Below are 21,124 nucleotides of genomic sequence, written 5' to 3' on the forward strand. Positions count from 1 at the left end.
TTGAAGAGACGAACTTCTTTGCCCTTCCATCGCCGTTTGACAACAGGCAGTCACGCTTAAGCCAAATAATAGCGATAAAATACCGCTTATTAGTGGAATTAAAAAAGCATTTATTCTGGTTATTAAAACCCACAGTCAATAACTGTCATTTAAAATAAAGCTTTTACTCTCTGTTTCGGCTCTATTTAAAATTGGACTTAAGTCAGATTTGGCGAACGGCGTTTAAATACGGCGCGCCTGCCAGAACACTTTCCGCCAGTAGACATTGTCGAGCGAAGAGCGGACTACGCCCTGGCTGGTTGACGCGTGGATGAAGGCATTATCGGTGTCATAAATACCCACATGCAGGCCATTTTCGCCACGTCCGGTTTTGAAAAAGACCAGATCGCCTGGCAACAGTTCATCTTTACTGATTCGGGTGCCAATATCGCTTTGGGCTGAGGTGGTGCGCGGCAGCTGTAGCGAAAATTTGTCGCGGAAGGTCAGATAGACAAAGCCAGAGCAGTCAACGCCGTTACGACTCATGCCGCCATAGCGATAAGGCGTGCCACGCCAGTGACCGAGCTGATCGTTCAGTTCCGCTATCACAGTGATCGAATCGGAAAGACGGCCATTAATCGGCGGAGCGTGATGACTGCATCCCGTCAGCAGCAGAACTAAAATCAGCAAACCCAGGCGCATCGCCAAATGTCCTTATCAGAAGTTACAACCGGCTTAATGTAGCGGTAAAGCCCGCCATGTAGCAAGTGTCAGGGCAGGACGGTCAGTAGCGTGCGTCCTTCGAGTTGAATCTGCCGGAAAGTTATCTGGTAAAGCGGAGTCAGGCGCTGCGGCGTCAGGACCTTTGCCGGTTCGCCCTGCGCAACCACCTGTCCCCTGTTCATCAGCCAGACCCGATCGGCGTGTTGCAGGCTGTGATTGAGGTCGTGACTACTGGCGATAACGCTGATACCTGCCGCGCACAGCGCCGCAATCAGATCGTCTGCCGCTTTCTGCTGGCCGATATCCAGCGCCGTCATTGGCTCATCAAGAATTAACAATCGCCCGTGGGGATTGATGAGAGGATCAATCTGCGCACAGACTGCCGCCAGCCTGACGCGCTGCCATTCACCGCCGGAGAGTCTGGTCAGGGAACGGGTTAATTTATCCTGCAGCTGCAGCTGTTGCAGCAGCGTACTGAGCCGGACATCGGACTGCGACCCCGCCTGCTTCAGATGCAGACGTAAATAGTGCCAGACCGGCATCTGGCTCAGCGGCGCCTGCTGCTGGGGCAGCCAGCCCCGAACCCTGGAGAGCGCCGCGCCGCGCCAGTCAATCAGCGGCTTTTCATCCAGCAGCACCCTCCCTGAGGCGGGTTGCAGACCCGCAATCACACTCAGTAAGGTGCTTTTACCTGCGCCATTCGGGCCTGCCACGTGCAGCAGCTGACCGGCGGCAAGTTCACCGTTCATTGGCAGCAGCCGCCCGGGAACAGCAGCCTGATGCAGGCGTAACAGCATCTATTTTGCCAGCGCCTGCTTAATGGTTTCCAGAATGATTGGATCTTCCGGCGTCATATCAGGTGCAAAACGCTGGATCACGCTGCCGTCACGGCCAATCAGGAATTTTTCGAAATTCCACAGAATGTCGCCCTGCGCTTTCGGCGCGCGGCCTTTACTCTCCATACGCTCGTAAAAGCCGCTGCCTTCCGGACGCACCGCGTCAGGACGGGCCGCGATCATCTGCGCATAGAGTGGATGACGACCTTCGCCGTTGACCTCGGTTTTGGCAAACATCGGGAACGTGACGCCATAGGTCGTGCTGCAGAAGGTTTTGATCTCCTCACTGCTGCCCGGCTCCTGCTCCAGAAACTGATTGCAGGGGAAACCGAGTACGCTGAAGCCCTGATCCTGCCAGGCTTTCTGCAGGTTTTCCAGCTCTTCATATTGCGGCGTCAGACCACATTTAGAGGCCACATTGACCACCAGCAGAACCTTGCCCTGCCACTGTGACAGCGTGGTTTTTTCTCCATCGAGCGTAACCAGTTCAGTCTCATAAATGTTCATGCTATTTCCTTTGTGGATGCTGTTGTGGATCCAGAATAACCAGCCGAAGCTAGCGCGAAGATTTCACCAGTAAAATAATAAACAGCGGCGCGCCCAGTGTCGCGGTCACGACACCTATCGGCAATTCCGCCGAGGTCAGCGCCAGACGTGCCACGATATCGGCGGCCAGAAGCACCGCCGCGCCCGCCAGCGCCGAGGCCGGCAGCAGATAACGGTGATCGCTGATACCGCTCAGGCGCAGGAGATGCGGGATGACCAGCCCGACAAAACCAATGGCACCGGCCATCGCGACGCTGATACCCACCAGCCATCCCATCGCCAGCACCAGCAGGTTACGCCAGTAAAAGAGGGACAGTCCGAGCTGACGGGCGGATGTCTCGCCCAGCGCCAGCAGATTGAGGATTGGCCCGGTCGCTCCCAGGGCCAGCATCACCGGCAGCAGCGCCAGCATCATCCAGCCATAGCGCCAGTCAATCCCGCTGAATCCCCCCATCATCCAGTACATCAACTGACGCAGATCGAGACTGGTGCTGAAGTAGACCGCCCAGGTCATGATGGCGCTGCAAATAATCCCCAGCGCCACACCGGTCAGCAACAGCCGGGTGACCGAAAGCTGACGATGCGCAAAATGCAGCAGAATCAGCGTAATAATCAACGCACCGGCCATCGCCGCCAGCCCGAGGCTCCACAGCGAGCCGCTGCCCAGCAGCACGCCGAGCACCAGGCCAATACCGGCGCCGTTCGAGACGCCAAGGAGGCCAGGCTCTGCCAGCGGATTGGTAAACAGCGCCTGCATCACCACACCGCATATCGCCAGAGACGCCCCCACCAGCACCACCGCCAGGCTGCGGGGCAACCGCAACTGCCAGACAAAGAGTCTGCCGCTCTCGGTGAACCACGCTGCGGGCGCGATCCAGCTGTCTCCGGCACAGAGGCTGAGACAGAGCAGTGCACAGAGCGTAAGAGCCAGCGCACTCAGCCATTTCTGGCCGCGCTGGTCGGACTGGCGCGCGAACGTGTCGAGCAGAGACATAAGCAGGATTAGCTGAGAAAACAGTGATTTGATTGTAGAGAGATTGCAGAAAAAAGAAAGGCTGATGAGGCGGTTTGCGCAGGCCTGCCGTGGCGATTAACGGCGCGGGGAGCGGTGATGTTGTGTGCCGGAACCATGAAAAAAGGCCGCTTTCGCGGCCTTTTTGAAACGCTGAAATTCAGTCAGTCTCTTTGGGTGTAGCGTTCTCTACGCGGCTTTTCAGCTTCTGTCCTGGGCGGAACGTTACTACGCGACGCGCAGTAATCGGAATATCTTCACCCGTTTTCGGGTTTCTGCCAGGACGCTGGTTTTTGTCACGCAGGTCGAAATTACCAAACCCAGACAGTTTAACCTGTTCTCCATTTTCCAAAGCGCGGCGAACCTCTTCGAAAAACAGCTCCACTAACTCTTTGGCATCGCGTTTGCTTAACCCGAGTTTCTCAAACAGGTACTCTGACATCTCAGCTTTTGTAAGCGCCATAGGTTCAATCCCTCAAGGTTGCCTGGAATCGCTCTTTTAATGCCGCAACGCATTTGCCAACGGTCGCGGCAATCTCCTCTTCTTCGAGTGTCCGGCTGGTATCCTGCAAAATCAGGCTGATTGCGAGGCTCTTGTAGCCCTCAGAAACGCCCTTACCGCGGTACACGTCAAACAAGTTTACGCCAACTACCTGATTTACGCCAACTTTCTTACACTCTGCGATGATATCTGCTGCAGGGACGTTTTCAGCCACCACAACAGCAATATCACGACGGTTCGCCGGGAAGCGAGAAATCTCGCGCGCGTCAGGCAGGACGCGGTCTGCGACCTTATTCCAAAGCAGTTCAAAGACTAAGGTGCGGCCATTAAGATCAAGCTTACGTTCCAGCTCAGGATGAACCACGCCGATAAAACCGATATGTTCATCATGCAAATAAATCGCCGCGCTCTGTCCTGGATGCAACGCCGGATTCACTTCAGCACGGAAGCTGATGTTATCCAGTTTGCCGGTTAAATCGAGCAGCGACTCTAAATCGCCTTTCAAATCATAGAAGTCAACGGTCTGACGCGCCAGATCCCAGTGCTCTTCAACGCGGTTGCCACTGATCACGCCAGCCAGCATAAGATCCTGACGGATACCTAAATCCGCCTGGCTATCGGGCACAAAACGTAAGCCGCTCTCGAACAGGCGTACGCGGCTCTGCTGACGGTTCTGGTTGTAAACCACTGCACTGAGCAGGCCAGTCCAGAGTGACAGACGCATCGTCGACATGTCGCTGGAGATCGGGCTTGGCAGTAGCAGCGCCTCTTCACCCGGATGAAGCAGCTGCTGGATTTTTGGATCAACGAAGCTGTAGGTAATCGCTTCCTGATAACCTTTATCCACCAGCATGTTTTTAGCGCGCTTCAGCGACAGGTTCGCTTCGCGGTGCTGGGTCATTACCAGCCCGGCCTGTACTGGCACATCCGGAATGTTGTTATAGCCGTAAATACGCGCCACTTCTTCGACCAGGTCTTCTTCGATCGCCATATCGAAACGCCAGCTCGGGGCCACAGCCTGCCACTGCCCTTCACCCACAGTGACTTCACAGCCCAGGCGGGTCAGGATGTCAGTAACCTGATCATCCGCAATGACGTGGCCAATCAGACGGTCCAGTTTTTCACGGCGCAGGGTGATCGTCGCCGGTACAGGGAGTGCTGTCTGATGGGTCTGATCGATGACTGGGCCCGCTTCACCGCCGCAGATTGACAGCAGCAGCTCGGTCGCACGCTCCAGCGCGGTGTGTTGCAGCGCCGGGTCAACGCCACGCTCGTAGCGATGTGACGCGTCGGTATGCAGACCGTGACGACGTGCGCGACCGGTGATAGAAAGCGGGTCAAAGTATGCGCACTCGAACAGGATGTTTTGCGTTTCGCCGTTCACACCTGAATGTTCGCCACCAAAAATACCGGCCATGGCCAGCGCTTTCTGGTGATCGGCGATCACTAAGGTATCACTTTGCAGACTGGCTTCAGTGCCATCCAGCAGTGTCAGCTTTTCGCCCTCTTTCGCCATGCGCACCACGATACCGCCGTCAATGCGGTCGAGGTCGAAGGCGTGCATCGGCTGACCCAGTTCCAGCAGAACGTAGTTAGTGATGTCTACAACCGGATCGATTGAACGAATGCCGCAGCGACGCAGCTTCTCTTTCATCCACAGTGGCGTCGCCGCCGCAACGTTAATCCCTTTCACTACGCGGCCCAGATAGCGCGGACAGGCTTCTGTTGCGTCAACCTGGATCGGGAATGTCTCGTTGAGCGTAGCCGTGACCGGCTGCATCTGCGGCTTGTTCAGCGGTAAACCGTTCAGCACAGCGACATCACGGGCGATACCGATCAGACCCAGGCAGTCGGCGCGGTTAGGCGTGACGCTGATTTCAATGGTGTTGTCATCCAGCTGCAGGTATGTGCGGATGTCGGTGCCAATGGGCGCATCGGCAGGCAGTTCGATAATGCCGTTGTGGTCGTCGGAAATGCCCAGCTCGGAGAACGAGCAGAGCATACCTTCAGACGGCTCGCCACGCAGTTTGGCCGCTTTGATTTTGAAATCACCTGGCAGCACGGCACCCACGGTCGCGACGGCGACTTTCAGTCCCTGACGGCAGTTCGGCGCGCCACAGACGATATCCAGCAGACGCTCGCCGCCCACATTGATTTTGGTCACACGCAGCTTGTCGGCATTGGGGTGCTGACCGCACTCCACCACTTCACCGACCACGACGCCATGAAACGCACCCGCAACCGGCTCAACGCCGTCTACTTCCAGGCCAGCCATGGTGATTTGTTCAGACAGCGCAGCGCTGTCCAGGGCTGGATTTACCCATTCGCGTAACCAGAGTTCACTGAATTTCATTGGATATCCTGCCCTTACTTAAATTGTTTGAGGAAACGTAAATCATTTTCGAAGAAAGCACGCAGATCGGTCACGCCGTAGCGCAACATGGTCAGACGCTCCATGCCCATACCAAAGGCGAAGCCGGAATAGACTTCCGGATCGATGCCGACATTACGCAGCACGTTTGGATGTACCATGCCGCAACCCAGCACTTCGAGCCATTTACCGTTTTTACCCATCACGTCCACTTCTGCGGACGGCTCAGTAAACGGGAAGTAAGAAGGACGGAAACGGATCTGCAAATCTTCTTCGAAGAAGTTGTTAAGGAAATCGTGCAGCGTCCCTTTCAGATTGGTAAAGCTGATGTTTTTATCAACAATCAGCCCTTCCATCTGATGGAACATCGGCGTATGCGTCTGGTCGTAATCGTTACGGTAGACGCGGCCTGGTGCAATAATGCGGATTGGCGGCTGCTGAGCCTGCATAGTACGGATCTGTACGCCAGAGGTCTGGGTGCGCAGCAGGCGGGTAGCGTCGAACCAGAAGGTATCATGATCGGCACGCGCCGGATGATGGGCAGGAATATTCAGCGCATCGAAGTTATGATAATCATCTTCAATTTCTGGTCCGGTCACGACAGCAAAGCCTAACTCACCGAAGAAAGTCTCAATGCGATCCATGGTGCGGGTCACAGGATGCAGACCGCCATTCTCAATACGACGGCCCGGCAGAGAAACATCAATGGTCTCTTCCGCAAGACGGGCGTTCAGCACTGCGGATTCCAGCGCATCTTTGCGTGCATTGAGACGCTCGGTGACCTGCTGTTTCGCTTCGTTGATAACAGCACCCGCTGCAGGACGCTCTTCGGCTGGCAGCTCGCGTAATGTGGTCATCTGCAGTGTCAGATGTCCTTTCTTACCGAGGTATTCGACGCGCACCGCGTCAAGGGCGGCGATATCCGTCGCCCCGTCGATGGCCGCCGTGGCGCTGGCCACCAGTTCTGCGAGTTGGGACATAATTTCCTCTTTTTCCAGTCAGGCTGGTCAGTTCTCGTTGGGACCTGCCGGTCCAATATGCTAGCGCCAGAAACAAAAAAGCCTCCACGAGGGAGGCTTTCAGCGCGATTTTTCGTTTCTTCTCTTATGCGCAAAAGCCCCCGAATGTCAGGCGCTAAAGTAAAAAAAGAAACGGAAAATAGCAGCATTCATGCTTGCGGTTACCTTGTGATGCTATACAGGGGTACTATTGAAATGCTCAGCGACTAAAATGTCAATCATTTGCGTAAGTTACAGGCAATAAAAAAGGGAGCAAGCTCCCTTTTCCATCTGACTTACGCCAGGGCTGATTTCGCTTTTTCGACCAGTGCAGAGAATGCCACTTTGTCGAATACAGCGATGTCGGCCAGGATCTTACGGTCAATCTCAATGGCTGCTTTCTTCAGACCATTGATGAAACGGCTGTATGACATGCCGTTCTGACGTGCCGCTGCGTTAATACGCGCGATCCACAGCTGACGGAACTGACGCTTACGCTGACGACGGTCACGGTAAGCATACTGACCAGCTTTGATAACAGCCTGGAAAGCAACACGGTAAACACGTGAACGTGCACCGTAATAGCCTTTAGCTTGTTTTAAGATTTTTTTGTGACGTGCGCGAGCAACTACACCACGTTTTACACGAGCCATTTAGCTCTCCTGTTTAATATTCTGAATTAAAGAAAAAAATTTACTTATGCGTACGGCAGGCAGGCAATAACCAGACCCAGATCGCCTTTAGACACCATGCCTTTCGGACGCAGGTGACGTTTACGCTTAGTAGATTTTTTAGTCAGAATATGACGCAGGTTTGCGTGTTTACGCTTGAAGCCGCCAGAAGCGGTCTTCTTGAAGCGCTTAGCCGCGCCACGTACAGTTTTAATCTTTGGCATTTTAAAAATATCCACTTCGCATTGTTAATAACATGACCCAGACAGGCGAACAGACAATCGCACAACGCAAGCGTTGCGCGATTACTGCTACTTGAAAGCCTACTGTTTCTTCTTAGGAGCGAGCACCATGATCATCTGGCGGCCTTCGATCTTCGAAGGGAAGGATTCGACAATGGCCAAATCCAGATCTTCACACAGGTCTTTACGGACGCGGTTAAGCACTTCCATACCGATCTGCTGGTGCGCCATCTCACGACCGCGGAAACGCAGCGTGATTTTGGCTTTATCGCCATCTTCCAGAAAGCGAATCAGGTTGCGTAGTTTGACCTGATAGTCGCCATCATCGGTTCCAGGACGGAATTTGATTTCCTTAACCTGAATAACTTTCTGCTTCTTCTTCTGTTCCTTAGAAGATTTGCTTTTTTCATAGAGGAACTTGCCGTAATCCATAATACGGCAGACCGGCGGTTCGGCATTCGGGCTGATTTCGACTAAGTCGCCGCCCGCTTCCTCAGCTTTTTCCAAAGCTTCGCGTAATGTGACAATGCCAATCGGCTCGCCATCCATGCCTGTTAAGCGCACTTCAGTTGCGCGAATTTCACTGTTAATCTTGTTCGGACGCGTAGGTAGTACTCGTTTTCCGCCTTTAATACTTTATTCCTCCAATTGTTGAAGATTTCGGCTGCGAACCTCTTGTTGCAATTTCGCAACAAACACATCGACATCCATCGACCCAAGGTCTTTACCACGGCGGGTGCGAACGGCAACTTTGCCAGCTTCCACCTCTTTATCACCGCAGACCAACATATAAGGGACGCGACGTAATGTGTGCTCGCGGATTTTAAAGCCTATCTTCTCATTTCTCAAGTCTGCTTTCACACGAATGCCAGCATTCTGCAGCTTACGCGTCAAAGACTCAACATATTCCGCTTGTCCATCGGTAATATTCATTACCACGACTTGCAGCGGTGCCAGCCAGGTTGGGAAGAAACCGGCAAATTCTTCGGTAAGAATACCGATGAAACGCTCCATTGATCCCAGAATCGCACGGTGAATCATCACTGGCGTCTGACGATCATTGTTTTCACCCACATACGTTGCTTCAAGGCGTTTTGGCAGGGAGAAGTCTAGCTGAACTGTGCCGCACTGCCAGGCGCGATCAAGGCAATCATACAACGTGAACTCAATTTTAGGACCGTAGAACGCACCTTCGCCAGGCTGGAACTCAAACTCAATATTGTTTTCGTTCAGCGCGGCAGCCAGGTCTTCCTCGGCACGATCCCACATTTCATCAGTACCGATGCGCTTCTCAGGACGGGTGGATAACTTCACCACGATCTTTTCAAAGCCGAAGGTGCTGTACATGTCATAAACCATGCGGATACAGCTGTTTACTTCGTCACGTACCTGCTCTTCAGTACAGAAGACGTGCGCGTCATCCTGGGTAAAGCCACGTACACGCATCAGACCGTGCAGCGCACCTGATGGTTCATTACGGTGACAGCTACCGAACTCCGCCATACGCAATGGCAGGTCACGGTAAGATTTCAGACCCTGATTGAAGATCTGAACATGCCCAGGACAGTTCATCGGTTTGATGCAATATTCACGGTTCTCAGACGAGGTCGTGAACATCGCTTCTTTGTAGTTTTCCCAGTGCCCGGTTTTTTCCCACAGGACGCGATCCATCATGAAGGGACCTTTAACTTCCTGGTACTGGTACTCTTTTAATTTGCTGCGGACAAACACTTCCAGTTCGCGGAAGATGGTCCAGCCGTCATTATGCCAGAAGACCATGCCTGGTGCTTCTTCCTGCATATGGTAGAGATCCAGCTGCTTACCAATCTTACGATGGTCACGCTTCGCCGCCTCTTCCAGACGCTGCAGATAGGCTGCCAGCTGCTTTTTGTCTGCCCATGCGGTGCCATAAATACGCTGCAGCATTTTGTTGCTGCTGTCGCCGCGCCAGTAGGCACCGGAGATCTTCTGCAGTTTAAAATGATGGCAGAACCGCATGTTCGGCACGTGCGGACCGCGGCACATGTCGACATATTCTTCGTGATGATACAGGCCAGGTTTATCGTCATGGCTGATGTTTTCATCAAGTATGGTGGTCTTGTAAATTTCGCCGCGCGCCGCAAAGACGTCACGTGCTTCCTGCCAGCTGACCTTTTTCTTCACCACATCGTAGTTGGTTTCAGCCAACTGATGCATGCGTTTTTCCAGCAGGTCGATATCTTCCTGAGTCAGGGTACGATCGATGTCGACATCATAATAGAAGCCGTTATCAATGACCGGACCGATCGCCATTTTGGTATCCGGCCACAGCTGTTTAATCGCATGCCCTAACAGGTGCGCACAGGAGTGACGGATGATTTCCAGGCCCGCTTCATCTTTAGCGGTAATAATCGCAACAGCAGCATCTTCGGTAATGGGATCGACAGCATCAACCAGTTCACCGTTAACACGGCCAGCGATGCAGGCTTTTGCCAGACCCGGACCGATGTCCATCGCAATATCCATCACACTGACGGGGCGGTCAAAGACACGCTGGCTGCCATCAGGAAGCGTAATTACAGGCATTTCATATCCTTATTTGCAGTGGTAAGCCACACGAAAGCCTACATGCAATGTAATGTAGAATGAGTGACCTGGCGTGATATCAGACCCACATTGTCGGAATGTCGCCAGGATTTTAGTGCGGGGCAGATAATAGCAGTTTTCCCCGTTGAGAAAAACCCATCCCCTTTTCCCTAAGCCATGGAGAGGACAAAAAAAAGCGGCCTGACACACTGTCAGGCCGCCGGATACACCCCAGGCAAAAATGCGCTTACATGGCGTAAGAGAGCATGATTGAGGTTTTGGTATCCGTACGATCCGGCGCAGATTCAGCCGGATGGTTGTTCCAGCTCACGTTGTAAGCCAGTTTCAGCGCGAAATGGCTGTTAATCGCTACCTGCAGACCGGTTTCGGAGTTCACCGTGGTGTCTTCTCCGAAGGTACTCAGCACGGAGACACCCTGAATGAATTTAGTGGTATCGGTCAGCTGCCACTGATAGCTGACTGCGCCATATCCCAGCGCCTTGGTCTCATGGCCACCGGCGTGGTAATCATCATAACGTACGCCCGGACCGAATTCCGCACGCAGCGAATGTACCGGGCCATTCAGAATCTGACGACCGTAACCGGCAGTCAGGACGTCGCGTGAATCGTAACCGTTGAAACGATCGCTTAACCAGCTCGCCTGTCCAAACAGGTAGTCATACGAGTTAAGGTTGTAACGTGAACGACCACCAATGTTGTAGGTCTCAGAAGAGCGCTCATCATTTGAAGAGGTATTAGCTGCGTTACCCCACAAGCTGTATGCCATAGATGACTGATACCAGGTCATATTGGTCTGGGCCGTTGTGGATGAGCTGGTCGTGTTACCGGTTTGCGCCAGGTATCCCGCAGCAGCAGAACCTTCAAATGGCTTTTTAGCGGTAGAAGGGTCATCCATTGATGTAAATACGGCGTTATCGGCCAGTGCCTGGTGACAAAAAGCTCCGGCGGAGAGCAAAAGAACAGCAGACAGCTTGTTATAGGCTTTCATTAAATGTGATCCGTGCGACTGTTTAAAAAACGGAGAGTCTGAAGCGTTTTGCCAGGCATTCAATGCAATTTACGGTAAGTTTTGTAAAAAATTATTAACTTACACAAAATGCCTGGAATTGCCCTGACAACCCCTGTTAATTGGGACTCATCTTATTAACGTCGCGCATTATAGTGCTGCACAAATGAAAAGCCAGACGTAACGGCAGAAGAATTTTTCATCATCCTCCTGGCTCCTTACACAGATTTACGCTGTGCGTCACGTCCGATACCCGGCATCTCCTTCATAATTCGCCTGATTTTTCGCCATGGTCTACGCTCAGTTCAGTTTCTTTTCCCCTGGAGGTACCGCATGAGCAGCAATGATTTAACCCGCTACATTGTGACCTTTCATTATCAGGAGTCGGGATTGAGTGACATCCTGGAACTGACCAGCGCAATGACCGCCGCCGGTTTTACCACCACGCTGACTGACAACGACGGTCACCCCCATGAGCTGGGAACGAACAGCTATGGCATTGTCAGTTCACTGGAGGCTGAAGATCTGCGACAACAGGTTACGGCGGCCGGTGAAAGCGCGTTGGGTCAGAAACCTGAAGTGACTGTCATGACCGTTGAAGAGTATCTGCGCAACACGGCGGATTCTCGCCCCGCCACCTCCGCGCCAGAATAAGAGGTGCAATCGTGCGCGTTTTGGTGAATATTTAGGCAATACAATCGTTCTTACGCAGCGAATAACGAGGATAGCCCAATGTGGTCAGCCATTAGTCGTCTGTTAAGCGAGCAGTTAGGCAACGCCGAAATCACTCAACGTCACGCCCTTGCGGGTGGTGATATCCATCCTGCCTGGCATATCCGCTACGGTGAACATGACGTCTTTGTCAAAAGTAACAGCCGCGATATGCTTTCGCTTTTTACCTGGGAAGCCGATCAGCTGGCCTTGCTGGCGCGCACCGGCACAGTTCGGGTGCCTAAAGTCTATGGTGTGGGTCATCACCGTGAGGAGAGCTTTCTGCTGCTGGAATATATCCGGCCACAGCCGCTGGATGAACAGAGCGCGTTTCAGTTGGGACAGCAACTGGCTCGCCTGCACCAGTGGAGCGAGCAGACCCAGTTCGGACTGGATTTCGACAATAATATTACCACCACGCCACAACCTAACAGCTGGCTGCGGCGCTGGTCGGTGTTTTTTGCCGAACAGCGCATTGGCTGGCAATTGCAGCTGGCGGCGGAAAAAGGCATTCAGTACGGCGATACGGAGTTGATTATCGCCTCCGTGCAGCGGGTGCTCGCGTCCCATCATCCGCAACCGTCGCTGCTGCATGGCGATCTCTGGCCCGCTAACTGCGCCAGCAGCGACCAGGGCCCCTGGCTGTTCGATCCCGCCTGCTACTGGGGTGACCGTGAATGTGATTTAGCGATGCTAAGCTGGTACCCCGACCTGCCCCGCCAGATTTACGACGGTTATCAGTCGGTGTGGCCGTTACCCGATGGGTTTTCACAGCGCCTGCCCGTTTATCAGCTTTACTATCTGCTGAACCGGGCTAACGTGTTTGGCGGGCACTGGCCTGGCGATGCACAGTTCGCTATTGGCGAGTTGCTGGATGAAGATGCACTCGGCAACAGTCAGGCCAGGCCGGCCTGACGAGGTTTACCGTCAGATAAAACCCAGCAGCGACAGTGCAAAATAACCGGCTATCGCAATCACCACTGGCAGCACATAAAGCGGGAAAATCTGCAGGAAGATGGTGTGGCGGGGGACGCGCACCTTCTCTTCCAGTTGCTGACGGGTGCGCCCTTCCGGGCCCTTTGCCTGTTCCAGAATCATCTGGTCCTCAATGCCCTCTTTAACGTGACGCGCCTGACGTCCCATCCGCGCGCCTGACGACTCCAGCGCCAGCCCGACAAAAATCAGAATGTAGATCAGCCAGAAGCCCAGGTTCATCTGACCGTTAAATTCGGGTACCGGCGAGTTATGCCAGAAAACGTTCAGGAACGGCGTATTGAAGCGCAGCATATCGACAATGACATGAACGAAATCAAGCATAACGGCATCAATGCCGGGCTGCTTTTCGCTGTGCTTAAACATAAAGCTCAGCACAGAAATAATGGTCGACATCAGCGCCACTAAAAAGAGCACCCAGCCCGCCACGCGCTTAAGGATGGCGATACGGCCAGCCTGTTGATAGGTCATGATATCTCCTGAACCTGGAATCCAATTTGCCGTCAGTCTACCTGCCAACGGTGAAATTTCCCAAATAAAGCGTGGTCGATCGGGCAGAGAGTGCGCCCGCAGAGAATGATGTTAAGGTAAAGTCGACTTTATAAGGAGAACTCTGATGCCGTATCACCGCCCTGTCCTCGCCGCCCTGTTTGATATGGATGGTTTACTGATCGATTCTGAGCCGCTGTGGGATCAGGCTGAGCTGGATATCTTTTCAACGCTGGATGTTGACCTGTCACGTCGCAGTGAAATGCCCGACACTCTGGGTCTGCGCATCGATCAGACTGTACGGATGTGGTACGAAACACTGCCCTGGCAGGGTCCTTCGCAGCAGGAGGTTACTGATCGTATTATTGCCCGTGCGATGACGCTGGTGGATCAGACGCGGCCCCTGCTGCCAGGCGTGGAAACGGCGCTGCAACTGTGCCGCGAACAGGGACTGAAAATCGGCCTTGCCTCAGCCTCACCGCTCAGGATGCTTGAGCAGGTGCTGGAGATGTTCAATCTGCGCCACTATTTCGATGTGCTCTCTTCCGCAGAAGCCCTGCCCTACAGTAAGCCTCATCCGCAGGTCTATCTCAACGCAGCCGACAGCCTGGCAATCGATCCGCTTAACTGTGTCACGCTGGAAGATTCCTTTAACGGCATGATCGCCACCAAAGCGGCGCGTATGCGGTCAATTGTGGTACCCGCCGCTGAACACCGTGACGACCCTCGCTGGGCGCTGGCGGATGTCCGGCTGGATGCTCTGACACAGCTCAGCCTGCAGCATCTGCAGGGATGAAGAACCGCCCGCCTGATGCGGGCTTTTTTTTGCCTGGCAATCTTCTCACTTGATCTCACTCGCAATAAAATAAAACAACGTTTCATTTTTATTGAATTCCAGTACCACTCTGCCTAAGATGCCCGAAGCGTCCCCATTCGGGGCATAAAAACCTGACCTGCAGAGAGGCCTGAGATGGACATTCGTCAAAGCATTCACAGCGATCACGCTAAACAACTCGACACCGATGCGTTGCGCCGTGAGTTCCTGATTGAAACGATTTTCACTGCCGATGACTACGCCCTGACTTACAGCCACATCGACCGCATCATCATTGGCGGCGTCATGCCGGTAAACGCGCCCGTGACGATGGGTGATGAAATGGGAAAACAGCTGGGCGTCAGCTATTTCCTCGAGCGCCGCGAGCTGGGCATGATCAATATTGGCGGACCGGGGCGTGTGGAAGTGGACGGTAAAGCGTGGGAAATCGGTCACGAAGAGGCGCTTTACATCGGCAAAGGTGCCCGCAACCTGCTGTTCCGCAGTCTGAATCCGTCTCAGCCCGCCAAATTCTATTTCAACAGTGCACCCGCACACAGCACCTTCCCGGACAGGAAAATCACGCTGCAGGAGGCGGCTACCGCCACGCTGGGCGATGCCGCGACCTCGAACCGCCGAACCATTCATAAATTCATCGTGCCGGATGTGCTGCCCACCTGTCAGCTCACCATGGGCTTGACCAAACTGGATGAAGGCAGCCTGTGGAACACCATGCCCTGCCACACCCACGAACGTCGCATGGAAGTCTATTTCTACTTCGATATGAGCGAAGAGAGCGCCGTCTTCCACATGATGGGGCAACCGCAGCAGACCCGTCATCTGCTGGTACATAACGAGCAGGCGGTGATCTCACCCAGCTGGTCAATTCACGCCGGTGTCGGTACCCAGCGTTACACCTTTATCTGGGGCATGGTGGGTGAGAATCAGGTCTTTGATGACATGGATCACGTCAAAATCAGTGAACTGCGCTAAGCAGAGGAGAAATACTATGGTACTGAATACGTTTAGCCTGGAAAGTAAAGTGGCAATGGTAACCGGCTGCAACACCGGTTTAGGTCAGGGCATGGCGCTGGGTCTGGCACAGGCGGGCTGCGATATTGTCGGCGTTAACCGTAACGGCCCGGATGACACCCAAAGCAAGGTGGAGGCGCTGGGTCGCCGCTTCTGGCCGGTGCAGGCCGATCTGTTGCAGACCAGCGTAGTAGCCTCTGTGGTTGAGCAGGCGCTGGCCGCTGCAGGTAAAATTGACATTCTGGTCAATAATGCCGGTATTATTCGCCGGGAAGACGCCCTGGACTTCAGCGAGCAGGACTGGGATGACGTGATGAATATCAATAGCAAGAGCCTGTTTTTCCTGTCTCAGCAGGTTGCCCGTCAATTTATCGCACAGGGACACGGCGGCAAGATTATCAATATCGCGTCCATGCTCTCCTTCCAGGGCGGAATTCGGGTGCCCTCTTATACCGCCTCGAAAAGTGCCGTGATGGGCCTGACCCGTCTCATGGCAAACGAGTGGGCAAAGCATGGCATTAACGTCAATGCCATCGCACCTGGCTACATGGCGACCAACAATACCGAGCAGTTGAGAAATGACGCGTCCCGCAGCGAAGAGATCCTGGGCCGGATACCGGCCGGACGCTGGGGCGTGCCTGATGACATGATGGGCCCGATAGTCTTCATGGCTTCTGCTGCGTCTGATTATGTCAACGGCTACACCCTGGCCGTCGATGGCGGCTGGCTGGCGCGTTAATTTCCCCAACGGGCAGTGTCCTGGCACTGTCCATTTTATTAATAAAATTCACGCTTCGTTACAGCGTCACATGTTCTCATTTACTGGATAAATCCCTATACTGGATGCATCGACAGTTTTCTTTGTAACCAGGTTCTATCATGACGGGCGAAGGCCACATCATTTTTGCCATTGCCAGCGCTATTTTTGCCAAGCGTGCTGAGCTGACACCCGTGCTGGCACAGGCCGACTGGTGGCATCTTGTTCCCTCAGCCCTGCTGACCTGTCTGCTGCCCGACATCGATCATCCTAAATCTCTGCTGGGACAGCGACTCAGCTGGCTCTCTCATCCTATTGCACGGGCGTTCGGCCATCGGGGATTTACCCACAGTCTGCTGGCGATTGCCGCCGGTTTATGGCTTTTTCAGATTAACCTGCCTCAGTCGTCACCGATTCCACCGGATGTGCTGCAGGGTCTGACGCTCGGCTACCTGAGCCATATAGTGGCCGATATGCTGACGCCCGCCGGGGTTCCGCTGCTGTGGCCCTGCCGCTGGCGCTTCCGCCTGCCGATTCTGCGCAGCCAGAAGGGCAATCAGCTGGAGCGGGCATTGTGTCTGGGACTGGTAGGCTATGCGCTGTGGTTCCCGGTAGGGATGCCATCTTTTGGTGCAAACGGCTGGCCATCTCAGCTGTTCGATACGCTACAAAATGGCGTCGGGCGATTAATTTCCAGTCATACTGCGCAATAAAAACGCGCAAAACGCCATTTAGTTATAAACCATGCCATTTGGATATAAGGCACCCTCTGCACCTGCTGTTACCATTCCTGCTGTCTTAATTCGTGATTAACATTATGCGGCCTTCCCATGACGGAAGGCCGCATTACTCTGGAGTTTCAGCATGGACCTTCCTCTTACGCTTAATATCGTGGCCTTTGTGGTGCTGCTGGTATTGCTCTCCCGCTTCAGCCGTCATAACTGGAGCCTGTCGAAAAAAGTGCTGACCGGTCTGGTGATCGGCGTACTGTTCGGCCTGGTGTTGCAGTTGATCTACGGCGAAAACAGCGCAGTGGTTAAAGAGTCGATTAGCTGGTTTAACATCGTCGGTAATGGCTATGTCCAGTTGCTGCAGATGGTCGTCATGCCGCTGGTGTTCGTTTCCATTCTGAGTGCGGTCGCTCGTCTGCATAACGCCTCTTCGCTGGGAAAAATCAGCGTGCTGACCATCGGCGTTCTGCTGTTTACCACCGCCATCTCAGCACTGGTCGGCGTCTTCGTCACCGGCCTGTTTGGTCTGAGCGCAGAAGGTCTGGTACAGGGCGTGCAGGAGACCGCGCGTCTCAGTGCGATCCAGAGCAACTATGTCGGCAAAGTGGCTGACCTGACCGTGCCACAGCTGGTGCTCTCCTTTATCCCGAAAAACCCGTTTGCCGATCTGACGGGCGCCAGTCCGACCTCAATCATCAGCGTCGTGATCTTTGCCGCGTTCCTGGGTGTGGCTGCACTGCAGTTGCTTAAAGATGATGAAGTGAAAGGTCAGCGCGTGCTGGTGGCGATCGATACGCTGCAGTCGTGGGTGATGAAGCTGGTGCGTTTAGTGATGAAGCTGACGCCGTATGGTGTGCTGGCGCTGATGACTAAAGTGGTTGCCGGTTCAAACCTGCAGGACATCATCAAACTGGGCAGCTTTGTGGTCGCCTCATACCTCGGTCTGGCCATCATGTTTGGTGTCCACGCCCTGCTGCTGTCGGTTAATGGTATCAACCCAATGCGCTTCTTCCGTAAAGTGTGGCCGGTTATCACCTTCGCCTTCACCAGCCGTTCCAGCGCAGCCAGCATTCCGTTGAGCGTTGAAACCCAGACCCGTCGTCTTGGCGTGCCGGAGTCGATTGCCAGCTTCGCGGCATCCTTTGGCGCCACAATCGGCCAGAATGGCTGTGCCGGTCTTTATCCGACCATGCTGGCCGTGATGGTTGCGCCAACCGTCGGGATTAACCCGTTTGATCCACTGTGGATTGCCACGCTGGTTGGGATAGTCACGCTGAGCTCAGCCGGTGTGGCCGGTGTTGGTGGAGGTGCAACGTTTGCTGCACTGATTGTCCTGCCTGCGATGGGCCTGCCGGTGACCCTGGTGGCGCTGCTGATCTCCATTGAGCCGCTGATTGATATGGGCCGTACAGCACTGAACGTCAACGGTTCGATGACCGCAGGTTCCCTGACCAGCCGCTGGTTAGGCATGACCGATAAGCGCGTACTGGAAAGTGACGACAACGCCGAGCTGGCGCACCGTTAATCTGCCTTAAACCTGGCGCGCCCGCGCCAGGTTTTTTCCGTCTCTCTTCTCCATAATCTCCCCCATTGATGGCGACGCCGTTAAGAAAGCGTTAAGCATGGTAAACAGGCGAAAAATCCGCGCTTTAGTGCTTGTCTTTGCCCGGTAAAAGGCGAATTCTGCATCCAGTATTATGAGGAGAACACCTGATGAAAAAGATAATCGCCTCGCTTCTGACGCTGACGCTTCTGACACCCGCTCTGGCTTTCGCCCATCCTGGCGACTGGGGCCCGGGATGGGGTCGACATGGCGGACCCGATCCACACTGGATCGGTCCCGGACATCACTGGGGCGGACCTGGACCGATTCGCTTTCTGCCTGAAGCCGCAACGGCGGTGCTGATCGGCGGACTGACCTACTACCTGCTCAATGGCAGTTACTATCAGCGCCACGGCGATGAATATGTGGTGGTAGAGCCGCCAGCAGAGTCGCGGGTCAGCAGTGAGATGCGGGTACTCGACTTTAACGGCAAACGCTTCTATGTGCAGGCAGGTCATTTCTACCAGCGGCAGATAGACGGTGATTATGTTGAGGTGCCGCGCCCGGCAGGATTGTAGTCAGCGCCACAACGAAAAACGGCCCGTCAAATTACGGGCCGTTTACTATTCAGAGAGACGAAAACTTACTGCTGAACCTGCGGATCGGTATCATATTCCGCACAGCTCTGGAAGCCGTAGTTCATCACACGGCCCGTGTCGTTGTAGCTCACGAAATAAGTCTGCGCTTTACCGTCGCGCTGACCCAGAACATAAGTCTGGCAGGTGCCGCGCGCGTGGACCATGGTGATTTCAGTAGAAGGTGCACCCGCGATCTGACGAACCTGATCACGTGTCATACCCTTTTTAACATCCTTTACCACTGGCTTAGTCACGTAGCTTTCCGCACGATCGTAAGTCGTACAACCAGACAGTGCAGCCAGTGTCAGCGCCGCAGCGATACATCCCATCACTTTATTCATCTTGTTGTTCCTCATTTATTGTCCATGTGGAAACAAGCCTGGAACATAAATGCTGATTTATCAAGTTTATGAGGAACAATTAGTGGTGCATCAAATGTCAGGATTTCGTAAAGAAGGCTGTTTTGTTGTCAATGCGGCCGTATACTTTCCGCCAAAACAGGTTTTGGATAGCCCCGCCGATTCAGACACCCTCTGCCTCATGGGTATCCGCGCAGAGCGGTGAGATTATCGCCCTTCGGACGCTGTTCGCTTGTCATGCCCGCTTCTGTTCACCCATCGCTGACTATCCCGAGGAACAATGACCCCTGCTCACTCTGACCGCCTGGTTTATGCGATTACACTGGGCCTGCTGGCCGCACTGGGCCCGCTCTGTATCGACCTTTATCTGCCAGCCCTGCCACAAATGGCGCAGGATCTGCACACCGAAACTGCGACCGCGCAGTTGAGTCTGACCGCCGGTCTGTTGGGCCTGGGCTTTGGGCAGCTGCTGTTTGGCCCGATGAGTGACAAATTCGGTCGCCTGCGTCCGCTAACCCTGTCACTGATACTGCTGTTTATCGCCTCAATCGGCTGTGCGCTGGCGCAGGACATCCACCAACTGCTGGTGGCGCGGCTGTTTGAAGGATTAGCGGGGGCGGGCGGCGCGGTATTGTCGCGGGCGATTGCACGCGATATGTACAGTGGTCATGAGCTGACGCGCTTCTTCGCGCTGCTGATGCTGGTTAACGGTCTGGCTCCAGTCGGCGCGCCGGTACTGGGTGGTGTGCTGATGACGATAGTCGACTGGCGCGGCATCTTCATGGTACTGGGCGGCATTGCCATTCTGCTGATCCTGCTGGCGCGCTGGAAGCTGCATGAAACCCTGCCTGAAGCCCGCCGCAACCAGGGCTCGATTTTCTCCGCCTACGCGGCACTCGGTCAGGTGGTCACCCATCGACCCTTTATGGGCTTCTGTCTGACCCAGGGCTTTATGATGTCCGGCATGTTCGCCTATATCGGTGCCTCGCCGTTTGTGCTGCAACAACTCTATGGCCTGTCGCCCCAGGCCTTTAGCTTCTGCTTTGCGGCCAACGGGTTTGGCCTGATCATTGCTTCGCAGACCAGCGCTCGCCTCTGTCCGTTGTGGGGCGAATATCGGGTGCTGAAAGGCGGTCTGACACTGGCTTTTGTCGCCTCTAGCCTGCTGCTGCTGGCCGCGCTACTACACGCACCGTTAGCGCTGCTGCTGCTGGCGCTGTTCTTTACCATCGCCAGCAACGGCGTGATCGCTACCACTGCCTCGTCACTGGCGATGCAGAGTCAGGGCCACCGTGCTGGCAGCGCCTCTGCAGTCATTGGCGTCACCATGTTCACGCTGGGTGCGATTACCGTGCCGCTCACCGGCATTGGCGGCACGTCGGTACTGAGCATGTGCGCCACCATTTTTGGCTGCTTTATGATGGCGATTCTGATGTTTAACGTGCTGGCGAAAAAACCGCTGTCGTAATTAAAAACTCACTGATTTCGCAACGTTTAGCCGCAATCAGTTGCCGCTTAAGCTTGTTGTTTTCGCTTCGGCACGTTAGCTTTACTAAAACGTTCGCATCGAGCCGACTGGCCACTG

25 protein-coding genes and 1 other annotated feature are annotated in these 21,124 nt (G+C 54.3%); of the genes, 10 read left to right on the forward strand and 15 right to left on the reverse strand.

What is annotated here, in order from left to right:
• Nucleotides 1–222 precede the first annotated feature (222 nt).
• The 13 genes from IAI47_RS10930 to IAI47_RS10990 all read right to left on the reverse strand — a co-directional run bounded on the left by IAI47_RS10930 (nt 223) and on the right by IAI47_RS10990 (nt 11,454).
• Entirely contained in the window at nt 223–681 is a 459-nt protein-coding gene (locus IAI47_RS10930; protein ID WP_003853251.1) for a C40 family peptidase, read from the reverse strand.
• 68 nt (nt 682–749) lie between these two features.
• Nucleotides 750–1,499: a vitamin B12 ABC transporter ATP-binding protein BtuD gene (btuD, locus tag IAI47_RS10935; protein WP_003853253.1), complete on the reverse strand. Its 750-nt coding sequence runs from the start codon at nt 1,497–1,499 to the stop codon at nt 750–752.
• On the reverse strand, nt 1,500–2,045 hold the full coding sequence (locus IAI47_RS10940) for a glutathione peroxidase (RefSeq protein ID WP_008926185.1): 546 nt from the start codon (nt 2,043–2,045) through the stop codon (nt 1,500–1,502). It abuts the gene before it with no gap.
• A gap of 49 nt (nt 2,046–2,094) precedes the next feature.
• Nucleotides 2,095–3,078 carry a vitamin B12 ABC transporter permease BtuC gene (btuC, locus tag IAI47_RS10945; RefSeq protein WP_008926184.1) on the reverse strand — a complete coding sequence of 328 codons (984 nt, stop codon included), beginning with the start codon at nt 3,076–3,078 and terminating at the stop codon, nt 2,095–2,097.
• 178 nt (nt 3,079–3,256) lie between these two features.
• Entirely contained in the window at nt 3,257–3,559 is a 303-nt protein-coding gene (ihfA, locus tag IAI47_RS10950; protein WP_003853259.1) for an integration host factor subunit alpha, read from the reverse strand.
• Nucleotides 3,560–3,563: 4 nt separating this feature from the next.
• On the reverse strand, nt 3,564–5,951 hold the full coding sequence (gene pheT, locus IAI47_RS10955) for a phenylalanine--tRNA ligase subunit beta (protein WP_105099235.1): 2,388 nt from the start codon (nt 5,949–5,951) through the stop codon (nt 3,564–3,566).
• A 14-nt stretch (nt 5,952–5,965) separates the two neighbouring features.
• A complete protein-coding gene (gene pheS, locus IAI47_RS10960) occupies nt 5,966–6,949 on the reverse strand; it encodes a phenylalanine--tRNA ligase subunit alpha (RefSeq protein ID WP_003853264.1) in 984 nt (327 codons plus the stop codon).
• Between the two features lie 71 nt (nt 6,950–7,020).
• Nucleotides 7,021–7,146 (reverse strand) — a sequence feature (Phe leader region).
• Nucleotides 7,097–7,141 carry a pheST operon leader peptide PheM gene (pheM, locus tag IAI47_RS10965; RefSeq protein WP_106120997.1) on the reverse strand — a complete coding sequence of 15 codons (45 nt, stop codon included), beginning with the start codon at nt 7,139–7,141 and terminating at the stop codon, nt 7,097–7,099. Its footprint overlaps the feature before it by 45 nt.
• A 117-nt stretch (nt 7,147–7,263) precedes the next feature.
• A complete protein-coding gene (gene rplT, locus IAI47_RS10970) occupies nt 7,264–7,620 on the reverse strand; it encodes a 50S ribosomal protein L20 (RefSeq protein ID WP_003853267.1) in 357 nt (118 codons plus the stop codon).
• 44 nt (nt 7,621–7,664) lie between these two features.
• Nucleotides 7,665–7,862 carry a 50S ribosomal protein L35 gene (gene rpmI, locus IAI47_RS10975; protein WP_004157374.1) on the reverse strand — a complete coding sequence of 66 codons (198 nt, stop codon included), beginning with the start codon at nt 7,860–7,862 and terminating at the stop codon, nt 7,665–7,667.
• 99 nt (nt 7,863–7,961) lie between these two features.
• Nucleotides 7,962–8,513, reverse strand: a complete 552-nt coding sequence (infC, locus tag IAI47_RS10980) for a translation initiation factor IF-3 (protein ID WP_033732471.1) — start codon at nt 8,511–8,513, stop codon at nt 7,962–7,964.
• 3 nt (nt 8,514–8,516) lie between these two features.
• Entirely contained in the window at nt 8,517–10,445 is a 1,929-nt protein-coding gene (gene thrS, locus IAI47_RS10985) for a threonine--tRNA ligase (RefSeq protein ID WP_008926181.1), read from the reverse strand.
• A 247-nt stretch (nt 10,446–10,692) separates the two neighbouring features.
• A complete protein-coding gene (locus IAI47_RS10990; protein WP_003848331.1) occupies nt 10,693–11,454 on the reverse strand; it encodes a YdiY family protein in 762 nt (253 codons plus the stop codon).
• Between the two features lie 351 nt (nt 11,455–11,805).
• On the opposite strand from IAI47_RS10990, the gene ghoS reads away from it, so the two are divergent.
• Nucleotides 11,806–12,126, forward strand: a complete 321-nt coding sequence (ghoS, locus tag IAI47_RS10995; protein WP_003848334.1) for a type V toxin-antitoxin system endoribonuclease antitoxin GhoS — start codon at nt 11,806–11,808, stop codon at nt 12,124–12,126.
• A 78-nt stretch (nt 12,127–12,204) separates the two neighbouring features.
• Nucleotides 12,205–13,098, forward strand: coding sequence for a fructosamine kinase family protein (locus IAI47_RS11000; RefSeq protein WP_008926180.1), 894 nt, complete (start codon nt 12,205–12,207; stop codon nt 13,096–13,098).
• Between the two features lie 12 nt (nt 13,099–13,110).
• On the opposite strand, the gene IAI47_RS11005 is transcribed toward IAI47_RS11000, so the two are convergent.
• Complete coding sequence (locus IAI47_RS11005) at nt 13,111–13,647, reverse strand: YniB family protein (RefSeq protein WP_003848337.1); 537 nt, start codon at nt 13,645–13,647, stop codon at nt 13,111–13,113.
• Nucleotides 13,648–13,792: 145 nt separating this feature from the next.
• Between IAI47_RS11005 and hxpB the strand changes: the two genes are divergently transcribed.
• The 6 genes from hxpB (at nt 13,793) to IAI47_RS11035 (ending at nt 19,120) form a co-directional block, all read left to right on the forward strand.
• The gene (gene hxpB, locus IAI47_RS11010; RefSeq protein WP_003848339.1) at nt 13,793–14,461 is read left to right on the forward strand and encodes a hexitol phosphatase HxpB; all 669 of its coding nucleotides are present in this window, start codon (nt 13,793–13,795) and stop codon (nt 14,459–14,461) included.
• 174 nt (nt 14,462–14,635) lie between these two features.
• Complete coding sequence (gene kduI / locus IAI47_RS11015; protein WP_008926179.1) at nt 14,636–15,472, forward strand: 5-dehydro-4-deoxy-D-glucuronate isomerase; 837 nt, start codon at nt 14,636–14,638, stop codon at nt 15,470–15,472.
• A gap of 16 nt (nt 15,473–15,488) precedes the next feature.
• Entirely contained in the window at nt 15,489–16,250 is a 762-nt protein-coding gene (gene kduD / locus IAI47_RS11020) for a 2-dehydro-3-deoxy-D-gluconate 5-dehydrogenase KduD (protein ID WP_008926178.1), read from the forward strand.
• A 140-nt stretch (nt 16,251–16,390) separates the two neighbouring features.
• The gene (locus tag IAI47_RS11025; protein ID WP_003848345.1) at nt 16,391–16,981 is read left to right on the forward strand and encodes a metal-dependent hydrolase; all 591 of its coding nucleotides are present in this window, start codon (nt 16,391–16,393) and stop codon (nt 16,979–16,981) included.
• A 151-nt stretch (nt 16,982–17,132) separates the two neighbouring features.
• On the forward strand, nt 17,133–18,524 hold the full coding sequence (locus IAI47_RS11030) for an L-cystine transporter (protein ID WP_003848346.1): 1,392 nt from the start codon (nt 17,133–17,135) through the stop codon (nt 18,522–18,524).
• Nucleotides 18,525–18,712: 188 nt separating this feature from the next.
• Nucleotides 18,713–19,120, forward strand: coding sequence for a DUF6515 family protein (locus IAI47_RS11035; protein WP_003848349.1), 408 nt, complete (start codon nt 18,713–18,715; stop codon nt 19,118–19,120).
• A gap of 65 nt (nt 19,121–19,185) precedes the next feature.
• Here the strand turns inward: IAI47_RS11035 and osmE are convergent, their stop codons facing one another.
• Entirely contained in the window at nt 19,186–19,521 is a 336-nt protein-coding gene (gene osmE, locus IAI47_RS11040; protein ID WP_003848350.1) for an osmotically-inducible lipoprotein OsmE, read from the reverse strand.
• 49 nt (nt 19,522–19,570) lie between these two features.
• Between osmE and IAI47_RS11045 the strand changes: the two genes are divergently transcribed.
• Nucleotides 19,571–19,744 carry a hypothetical protein gene (locus IAI47_RS11045; RefSeq protein WP_008926177.1) on the forward strand — a complete coding sequence of 58 codons (174 nt, stop codon included), beginning with the start codon at nt 19,571–19,573 and terminating at the stop codon, nt 19,742–19,744.
• A 75-nt stretch (nt 19,745–19,819) separates the two neighbouring features.
• The gene (locus IAI47_RS11050; RefSeq protein WP_003848351.1) at nt 19,820–21,007 is read left to right on the forward strand and encodes a multidrug effflux MFS transporter; all 1,188 of its coding nucleotides are present in this window, start codon (nt 19,820–19,822) and stop codon (nt 21,005–21,007) included.
• The last annotated feature ends 117 nt before the right edge of the window (nt 21,008–21,124 follow it).

The sequence above is a fragment of the Pantoea sp. MT58 genome (assembly GCF_014495885.1).
Classification (GTDB): domain Bacteria; phylum Pseudomonadota; class Gammaproteobacteria; order Enterobacterales; family Enterobacteriaceae; genus Pantoea; species Pantoea eucalypti.